Source organism: Phenylobacterium sp. (genome assembly GCF_020253645.1).
Taxonomy (GTDB): Bacteria; Pseudomonadota; Alphaproteobacteria; order Caulobacterales; family Caulobacteraceae; genus Phenylobacterium.
Genome location: NZ_JADCBG010000170.1, coordinates 1 through 9,028 on the forward strand (window position 1 = coordinate 1; position 9,028 = coordinate 9,028).

The following is a 9,028-nucleotide window of genomic DNA, read 5'->3' on the forward strand; positions in this document are numbered from 1 at the left end:
CTCGGCGGGGTCCGGTACTTCGCCGACCTGATCGACCGGGCGCCGCCTGCCGCGAACGCCCCTGATTACGCCCGAGCGGTCTATGACCTGGCTCTTCGCCGGGACCTGATCCGGATTGGCGGCGAGATCACTGTCCGCGCCCGGGCTCCGGAGGACTCCCAGAGCGCCCTGGACCAGATCGAGGCGGCCGAAGCCAGCCTTTACACACTCGCCGAAACCGGAGGAACCTCCCAGGGGTTCATGCCCTTTGCAGAAGCGCTGGGCGGCGCCCTCGAAATGGCGGCCGAGGCTCATCGCCGCGATGGAGGTCTGGCAGGCCTTTCTACGGGACTCCTCGACCTGGACCAGAAGATCGGCGGCCTACACCCCTCCGACCTCGTCATCCTCGCGGCGCGCCCCTCGATGGGAAAGACGTCGCTGGCCGCCAACATCGCGTTTCACATCGCCCGGCACTACGCCTGGGAGCCGCAGCCGGATGGTTCGCGCAAGACCGTGTCAGGGGGCGTCGTCGCCTTCTTCTCCCTGGAAATGTCCGCCGAGCAGCTGGCGATGCGTTTGCTGGCCGAGGTTTCGGGCGTTTCCGGCGATCGCCTGCGCAAGGGAGAGATTGACGCCTCGGAGTTCGCCCGGGTGCGCGAGGCCGCTCTCGAGATCCAGGAGGCGCCGCTCCACATCGACGCCACCGGCGGTCTGTCCATCGCCAAGCTCGCGGCGCGGGCGCGCAGACTGAAGCGGCAGCATGGCCTGGGTGCGATCTTTGTCGACTATCTCCAGCTGATCACGACCGGCGACAACCGCAACGATAATCGCGTGCAGGAAGTTTCCATGATCACGCAGAGTCTCAAGGCCTTGGCCAAGGAACTGAATGTTCCTGTCATCGCCCTGTCCCAGCTCTCGCGCCAGGTTGAGAACCGGGAAGACAAGAAGCCGCAGCTTGCGGATCTCCGGGAGTCCGGTTCGATCGAGCAGGACGCGGACATGGTGATGTTCATCTATCGCGAGAGCTACTACCTCTCGCGCCTTGAACCCCGCGAAGGGACGCCTGAGCACCTGACCTGGCAGGAGAACATGGACAAGGTCGCGGGCATGGCCGAAGTCATCATCGGCAAGCAACGCCATGGCCCGATCGGAACGGTGAAGCTCTCCTACAACGAGGAGATCACCAAGTTCGGCAATCTCGCCAGGGATCCTGGCCGATACGAGATCCGCTAGCCCGGACGGCTTCCATTGGTTATGTGCGCGCCATGCCTCACCGCGCCCGCCTGACTGTCGATCTCAGCGCCATCGACCAGAATTTCCGGACGATCGCGGAGGCGGCGGCCGGAGCCGAGGTCGCACCGGTCATCAAGGCGGACGCCTACGGCCTTGGCGCCGCGAGGATCGCAGCCTCGCTCTGGAAGGCCGGGGCCAGGACCTTCTTCGTGGCGCGCCTTGAGGAGGGAGAAGCGGTTCGCCGATGCCTTGGGTCCGACAGAGAGGCCCGGATCTTCCTTCTGGATGGGCTGATACCCGGAACGGAGGACCGGGTCCGCAGGTCCGCCCTGATCCCGGTGCTCGCCGATGCGGGGCAGGTCACGGCGGCCCGGGTGGCGGGCGCTGACCTTCCCGTTGGCCTGCACGTCGATACCGGGATGAACCGGCAGGGACTTTCCCTGCCCGAGCTGGCGGAGCTGTCCAACTCCCGGGATCTCCGGCCTGTCCTCCTGATGAGTCACCTGGGTTCCGCCACCAGACCCGAGGATCCGCGAAACCGCCTCCAGTTCGAGCGGTTCGCCGCGGCCAGGAGACTCTTCCCCGCCCTGCCCTGCAGCCTCGCCGCCTCGGCAGGCGTCTTCCTCGGGCCGGAGTGGTGCTTCGACATGGTCCGTCCGGGGGTCAGCCTCTTCGGCGGCGGTCCCTTTGAACGGCCGGATCCACGACTGAGGGCTGTGGCGACGCTTTACGCCCCCATCCTGTATGTCCGCACGGTCGAGGCCGGGGAGCATCTCGGATACGGTTCGAACCTGAAGGCGGAACGCGTCATGCGGATCGCCGTAGCGGCGGTGGGCTATGCCGACGGCCTCCTGCGCAGGGGCGGCGGAAGGTCGGAGGCCTGGTTCGCAGGCGCCCGCAGGCCGGTCTGCTTCATCAACATGGACCTGCTCGCGATCGAGATCGGGAACACGCCCGCCGCCCCGGGCGAGAGGGTGGAGCTTTTGGGCCCCAATCTTCCACTGGATGACCTTGCGGCCGCCACCGACACCGTGGCGCACGAGTGCCTGGTTCGCCTCGGGACGCGGGCCAGCCGGCGCTATGTCCGCTCCTGACGCCAGGCGGGCTACACTGCGGCCTGTCGGCGAATCAGGAGACATCCATGGCCAGAGATGGGGCGACGTACGTCTGCCAGTCGTGCGGCGCCTCGCAGAGCCGCTGGAGCGGACAGTGTCCGGCCTGCAGCGCCTGGAACACCATGGTGGAGGAAGGCGGCCTGCGTCCCCCCGGGGCCCTCGCCGCAACGCGTCCGTCCCGCGCCCGGGGGCTCGACTTCGAGGGGCTGTCCGGAGACGTCCGAAGCCCGCCGAGACTGCTGACGGGAATCGAGGAGTTCGACCGGGTCTGTGGCGGCGGCCTGGTCCGGGGCTCGGCGCTTCTGGTGGGAGGGGATCCCGGGGTCGGCAAGTCCACCCTGCTCATGCAGGCCGTCGCGGCGGCCGCTCAGCGCGGGGCGACCTGCGCCTATGTCTCCGGGGAGGAGTCTGTCGATCAGGTGCGCAGCCGGGCGCAACGCATGGGACTGTCCGGAGCCCCGGTGAAGCTCGCCGCGGAAACGAGCCTGAGAAACATTCTGGACGGGCTGAAGCGATCGCAATTCGACCTTGTGGTGATCGATTCCATCCAGACGCTCTGGAGCGACAGCCATGACGCCGCGCCCGGGTCGGTGACCCAGGTCCGGGCGGCCTCGGCTGAGCTCGTCCGGCTCGCCAAGCGCGAGGGCGTCGCCATCATCCTGGTCGGCCATGTGACCAAGGAAGGCGCCATCGCCGGCCCCAGGGTCATCGAGCACCTGGTCGACGCCGTCCTGACTTTCGAAGGCGAGCGCGGTTACCCCTTCCGGGTCCTTCGCGGGGTCAAGAATCGCTTCGGCGCGACGGATGAGATCGGCGTCTTCGAGATGGGTGACGCCGGCCTGCGGGAGGTGGCCAATCCCTCCGCCCTCTTCCTGGACACCTCGGGGGAGCGTGCGGCCGGGGCGGCGGTCTTCGCGGGCATTGAGGGCTCTCGACCCGTCCTGGTGGAGTTTCAGGCCCTGGTCGCGCCCTCGGCCTACGGGACGCCGCGGCGGGCGGTGGTGGGTTGGGACTCAGGGCGACTGGCTATGGTCCTTGCCGTCCTGGAGGCGCGTTGCGGACTGTCCCTGGGATCACGCGATGTCTACCTGAATGTCGCAGGGGGCCTGCGAATCAGCGAGCCCGCGGCGGATCTGGCCGCCGCCGCCGCCCTCGCCTCATCCGCGCTTGATGTGGCGTTGCCCCAGGATTGCGTCGTCTTCGGCGAGATCAGCCTGTCCGGAGAGATCCGCCCCGTCAGCCGGACAGAGGCGAGGGTCCGGGAGTCCGCCAAGCTGGGCTTCCGGCAGGTCCTCGGACCGAGGGACGCAGAGCCAGGACCGCTGAAACTGGCCGGTGTCGCCCGCCTTGCAGACGCTATCGCGCGGATCGGCGACGGCGGTTGGCCGGAGACGGCATGATCGCCTTCGACATCATTGTTCTGGGACTTCTGCTGGGCTCAGGCATGCTCGGCTACATCCAGGGCGCGGCGCAGGGTCTGATGTCCCTCGCCTCGCTGATCATGGCCCTCGCGATCGCGATTTTCGGGCTGCAGCACATGGCGCCCCTCGTCGATGTCCGCCTTGATCCGGACTGGGCCGCAGCGCCGTTGGCCTTCCTGATCCTCTTCGTCGGTTCCTACCTGGCGCTCCGGCTCGTCGGAGCACTCGTGACCGGCGGCGTGAGGCAGGCGCGGCTCCTGAACGCCCTGGACCGCGCGCTCGGCTTTGCACTGGGACTTGTCCGCGCGACCCTCTTTCTCGGCGCCTGCAACCTCGCCTTCAACGCCGCGACACCGGAGGGCTACGCTCCGGGCTGGCTCCGGGGCTCCCTCTTCCTGCCCCTGACAGAGCGATCTGCAGACCTCCTCCGCTACATGGCGCCGCGCGGCCTCGATCTCGCCGGCGAGATGGCTCCCGTGGTCAGCGGGGCGGTGACAGGCGGGGGCGAAGAGCGTCACGAGGGTGACACGGAAGCCACCCGGCGATATGAAGGCGGCACCCCTCCAGATCGCGACAACGCAGCGGAGACGCCCTGGTGAAGATCCACTCCGATCGATGGTCACCCCGGGATCCCGATGACGACACGCCTCGCCTTGAGTGCGGCGTGTTCGGGGTCTTCGATGTCGAGGACGCCTCCGCGGTCACGGCGCTCGGGCTTCACGCCCTCCAGCATCGCGGCCAGGAAGCCTGTGGCATAGCCAGCTTCGACGGTCATGGATTCCATACCGAGCGACACATGGGCTATGTCGGCGACGCTTTCGCCGGGGGTGACCTGACTGCACGCCTGCCGGGCGCCTTCGCCATCGGCCACACCCGTTACTCGACCGCCGGGGGAAGCGTCATCCGGAACGTCCAGCCGATGTTCGCCGACCTCGACACGGGCGGGATCGCCCTCGCTCACAATGGCAACCTCACCAATTTTCTGACACTGCGGCAGCAGCTGGTTGCGGAAGGGCGGATTTTCCAGTCCACCTCGGACTCTGAGGTCATTCTCCACCTCATCGCGAGGTCCCGGAGGCCGAGGCTGGTCGACCGCTTCATTGACGCCCTCCGGCAGATCGAGGGGGGATACGCCCTCGTGGCGATCACCAACAAGAAGCTGATCGGGGTGCGGGATCCGCTCGGAATTCGCCCGCTTGTCCTGGGCGACCTCGACGGTCACCCCGTGCTTGCCTCGGAAACCTGCGCCCTGGACATGATCGGCGCCCGGTTCGTTCGGGACATCGAGCACGGCGAGATGGTGGTCATCGACCAAGACGGGGTTCAGAGCCTCAGGCCCTTCCCGGCCGCGCGCGCCCGGCCGTGCATCTTCGAATATGTCTACTTCGCCCGGCCAGACAGCGTGGTGAACGGCAAGTCCGTCTACGATGTCCGCAAGAGAATGGGGCGGCGTCTTGCCCAGGAGTGGCCTGCAGACGTGGATGTCGTCGTACCGGTCCCCGACTCCGGCGTCCCGGCCGCCCTCGGCTTCGCGCAGGAGGCGGGCCTGCCCTTCGAAATGGGGATCATCCGGAACCACTATGTCGGCCGCACCTTCATCCAGCCGACCCAGGGCGCCCGGGAGACGGGCGTCCGGATGAAGCTATCCCCAAACCGGTCTGTCCTCGCCGGAAAGAAGGTCATCCTGATCGATGACTCGATTGTTCGCGGCACCAATTCGATCCGGGTGGTGCGCATGGTGCGTGAGGCCGGAGCTACGGAGGTCCACCTGAGGTCCGCGTCTCCTCCCATTCAGTGGCCGGATTTCTATGGGATCGACATGCCGAACCGGGACAAGCTTCTGGCGGCCCAGCACAGCGTCGAGGACATCGCCCGGATCCTGAACGTGGACTCCATGGGCTTTCTGTCGGTCGAGGGGCTCTACTGGGCAATGGAGGCGGGTCCCCGGGATGCGGACAACCCTCAGTTCACCGATCACTACTTCACAGGCGAGTACCCCACGCGTCTCCTTGACCAGGAGATTGCAGAGGGCCGGAACACCGTCTCAGACCGGCAGCTTTCGTTCCTGGTCGACGCGTGACTGCGGGCGGAGGCGCGAGCTGGCTCGCGCGCCTGAGGCCCGATACCTACATCCTGCTGATCCTCGGGATGGTGGTCCTCGCCACCTTCCTGCCCGCCCAGGGTTCGGCCCGGCCGGTCCTGGACGTGATGGTCTCCGCAGCCATCGCCCTGGTGTTCTTTCTTCACGGGGCGCGGCTCTCGAGGGAGGCGGTGATCGCCGGCGCCACACAGTGGCGCCTTCACATCCTGGTTCTCCTTGCGACCTTCGCGATCTTTCCAGCCCTCGGCGTGGCGGCGGCGAGCCTCCCGGCCTGGCTGCTGCCTGCGAGCCTGGCGCCCGGGGTGATCTTCCTGGCCTGCCTTCCTTCCACGATCCAGGCATCGATCGGCTTCACCGCAATCGCCCGCGGGAATGTGGCGGCCACTGTAGCTGCGGCGACGGCGTCGAACCTGATCGGCATTGTGCTCACGCCCGTGCTGGCCGGCCTGCTGCTTCACCGGACGGGCGGCGGGGTCTCTCTTGAGGGGCTCCCGGGCATCGTCCTGCATTTGCTCGCGCCGTTTCTCGCCGGACATCTCCTGAGGCCCTGGATCGGGGCTCTCGTATCGCGCCACGCGGCCGTTCTCTCGTGGCTGGACCGCGGGTCGATCCTGCTGGTGGTCTACGCCGCGTTTTCAGACTCCGTCACCAGCGGACTCTGGAGCCAGCTGGGCGCCATGGACCTCGCAAGGCTCATCCTCGTGTGCGCGGTCCTGCTGGCGGTGATCCTTGCGATCAGCCTGGCGATCTCCCGGGCGGCGCGGTTCTCGACGCCGGAGGAGATCACTCTGGTCTTCTGTGGATCAAAGAAGAGCCTTGCAAGCGGCGTTCCCATAGCCGGCGCGCTGTTTCCCGGTGAGAGCCTCGGCCTGATCCTCCTTCCGATCATGATATTTCACCAGCTTCAGCTCATGGTGGTCGCCGTGATCGCACAAAGATACTCCGAGAGGCCCCCTGCAGAGGGTGACGCCCCGCCTGCAAACGGATAAGGGGGCTCATGTCCCTCGCCCTCCCCCTTTCAGACAGAATAGTTCTCGTCACCGGAGCCTCTAGGGGCATTGGGCGCGCATGCGCCCTGGCTTTCGCCGAGGCCGGCGCCCATGTCGTCGCGACCGCCAGAACCCAGGGCGCGCTGGAGTCCCTTGACGACCAGATCCTCGCCCAAACGGGCCGGCGCGCCACGCTGGCGCCCCTTGATCTGGCCGAGCCGGCGGGACTCGACGCGCTGGGTCTCGCCCTGCACCAGCGCTTTGGCCGCCTTGACGTGATGCTTCACGCGGGGGCTGCGCTCGGCGCGATTACTCCGGTCAGCCATGTCGAGCCCGGCCTCTGGGACCGGATCATGACGGTGAACGCCACCGCCTCCTGGCGGTTGATCCGATCCATGGAGCCCCTCCTGAAGGCCTCCGAGGCGGGGAGAGCACTTTTCATCACCTCCAGCCGGGCGGCGGCCCCCCGGGCGTTCTGGGGGCCCTACAGCGCCTCCAAGGCCGCCATGGAGGCGATTGTCCGGGTGTGGGCTGACGAAATCGAGAACACCGCCGTCAGGGCGGCTCTCATCGATCCCGGCGCCGTGCGCACCCGGATGCGGGCGGAAGCCTATCCGGGGGAGGATCCTGCAACCTTGCCGGAACCTTCGGAAATCACACCCATGGTTCTGGAACTGGCCCTCGGAGATCCCGGACAACCGACCCAGGTCAGGTCTTTCCGGGCCTGGAAGGACGACCGCGCGGCGAGACAGGTCTAGGGCGCAAGCCCCTCGCCCCGGATGGTGCGGAGGGCCCTTTCGGTCTGACCGGTTTTCCGCCTGGCGTCTTCGGGCGCACGGTGGATGCCTTTCCTGAGGGCTTCGCTGGCCGGCTCTTCGATGAGACTGCTCGTCCGCCGGAAGCCTTGGCGCCTGCCTTCCGCGATTGACCAGAGGCTGGCTCCGCACCTTCCACGAAGGGATTACGGCTGGAGCGGACGCTCAGCCGGATAGGCACCCCCGGAAGGTCAAAGCTCTCCCGCAGGGCGTGGACGAGGTAGCGGCGGTAGTGATCCGGCAACTGATCCGCCCGACTTGCGAAGAGAACGAAGGTGGGGGGACGCGCCTTGGTCTGCGCCATGTACTTGGGCCGTATGCGGCGACCGTTCACCGCCGGCGGAGGATGCCGCGCAACCGCCAGATGCAGCCAGTCATTGAGGTCCCGGGTCTTCACCTTAGAGGACCAGTCGTGGTGCACCTTGATGACCGCCGGCATCAGCCGATCAAGACCGCGGCCAGTCTCCGCCGACAGAGCGACCAGCGGCGCTCCGCGCACCTGCGGCAACTGCCTGTCGAGGGCCTCCCGGATTTCAGGAAGGCGCGCCTGAGGGTCCTCGATCAGGTCCCATTTGGCGAGGACAAAGACAATGGCCCTCCCTTCCCTCTCGACCAGGTCGGCGATCTGGAGATCCTGGATTTCGAGCGGATGGGTGGCGTCCATGACAAGCAGCACCACCTCTGCAAAGGTAATGGCCCTTATGGTGTCTGCGGTGGAAAGCTTTTCCAGACCCTCCTGAACCTTCGCCTTACGACGCAGACCGGCGGTATCCACCAGTCGTATCGTCCGCCCGTCCCACGACCAGTCCACAGGGATCGCATCCCGGGTGATCCCCGCCTCAGGGCCGGTGAGGAGACGGTCCTCTCCGATCAGGCTGTTGACCAGTGTCGACTTCCCCGCATTGGGACGTCCCACGATGGCGATCCGCAGGGGCCTTTGATCATCGGGAAGATCCGCATCCCCTTCAGCCCCGCTGTCCGGGTGGGCGCTGGAAACAGGCTCGGGAGAGGCGGCCCCGTGAGGCTGTCCGCCAAAGGTCGCGAGGGCTGCATAGAGGTCGGCGAGCCCTTCACCATGCTCAGCGGACACGGCGATCGGCTCGCCGAGGCCCAGACCGAAGGCTTCGTTGAAGCCATGATCCCCGCGTCGCCCCTCAGCCTTGTTGGCGACCAGAATGACAGGCCGATCATGCCGGCGGAGGACATCGGCGAAAATCTCGTCGAGCTGGGTCACGCCGACCCGGGAGTCGATCACAAAGAGGGCCACGTCGCATTCCCGGATCGCGGCCTCCGTCTGGGCGCGCATCCGGGACTCCAGGCTCTCGTCCGCAACATCCTCGAAACCCGCCGTATCGATGAGTTCAAGATCGATGTC

At 67.0% G+C, this 9,028-nt stretch carries 8 protein-coding genes; 7 read left to right on the top strand and 1 reads right to left on the bottom strand.

All coding sequences use genetic code 11. From position 1 onward, the window contains the following. From INE98_RS11290 to INE98_RS11320, 7 genes are all read left to right on the top strand, one after another. A partial coding sequence (locus INE98_RS11290) for a replicative DNA helicase (protein ID WP_293539032.1) occupies positions 1-1,212 on the top strand: 1,212 nt, incomplete at its 5' end. A gap of 32 nt (positions 1,213-1,244) precedes the next feature. Continuing rightward, positions 1,245-2,306 carry an alanine racemase gene (gene alr, locus INE98_RS11295; RefSeq protein WP_293539033.1) on the top strand — a complete coding sequence of 354 codons (1,062 nt, stop codon included), beginning with the start codon at positions 1,245-1,247 and terminating at the stop codon, positions 2,304-2,306. A gap of 47 nt (positions 2,307-2,353) precedes the next feature. Beyond that, positions 2,354-3,727 carry a DNA repair protein RadA gene (radA, locus tag INE98_RS11300; RefSeq protein ID WP_293539034.1) on the top strand — a complete coding sequence of 458 codons (1,374 nt, stop codon included), beginning with the start codon at positions 2,354-2,356 and terminating at the stop codon, positions 3,725-3,727. Further along, positions 3,724-4,347, top strand: a complete 624-nt coding sequence (locus tag INE98_RS11305) for a CvpA family protein (RefSeq protein ID WP_293539035.1) — start codon at positions 3,724-3,726, stop codon at positions 4,345-4,347. The genes radA and INE98_RS11305 overlap by 4 nt, the downstream gene beginning before the upstream one ends. Beyond that, a complete protein-coding gene (gene purF, locus INE98_RS11310) occupies positions 4,344-5,828 on the top strand; it encodes an amidophosphoribosyltransferase (protein ID WP_293539036.1) in 1,485 nt (494 codons plus the stop codon). Before INE98_RS11305 ends, purF begins: the two co-directional genes overlap by 4 nt. After that, positions 5,825-6,838 (top strand): bile acid:sodium symporter family protein, encoded by a 1,014-nt coding sequence (locus INE98_RS11315; protein ID WP_293539037.1) that lies wholly within the window; start codon positions 5,825-5,827, stop codon positions 6,836-6,838. Before purF ends, INE98_RS11315 begins: the two co-directional genes overlap by 4 nt. Before the next feature lie 8 nt (positions 6,839-6,846). Continuing rightward, positions 6,847-7,596, top strand: a complete 750-nt coding sequence (locus tag INE98_RS11320) for an SDR family NAD(P)-dependent oxidoreductase (RefSeq protein ID WP_293539038.1) — start codon at positions 6,847-6,849, stop codon at positions 7,594-7,596. On the opposite strand, the gene der is transcribed toward INE98_RS11320, so the two are convergent. Beyond that, positions 7,547-9,028, bottom strand: a 1,482-nt coding sequence (gene der, locus INE98_RS11325) for a ribosome biogenesis GTPase Der (protein WP_293539039.1), incomplete at its 5' end; no start/stop codon positions are given. The genes INE98_RS11320 and der overlap by 50 nt on opposite strands.

Bases quoted from the DNA above. Each gene is read 5' to 3' on its own strand.
- alr (WP_293539033.1), top strand. From the start codon at position 1,245: ATGCCTCACCGCGCCCGCCTGACTGTCGATCTCAGCGCCATCGACCAG.
- radA (WP_293539034.1), top strand. From the start codon at position 2,354: ATGGCCAGAGATGGGGCGACGTACGTCTGCCAGTCGTGCGGCGCCTCG.
- INE98_RS11305 (WP_293539035.1), top strand. From the start codon at position 3,724: ATGATCGCCTTCGACATCATTGTTCTGGGACTTCTGCTGGGCTCAGGC.
- INE98_RS11320 (WP_293539038.1), top strand. From the start codon at position 6,847: ATGTCCCTCGCCCTCCCCCTTTCAGACAGAATAGTTCTCGTCACCGGA.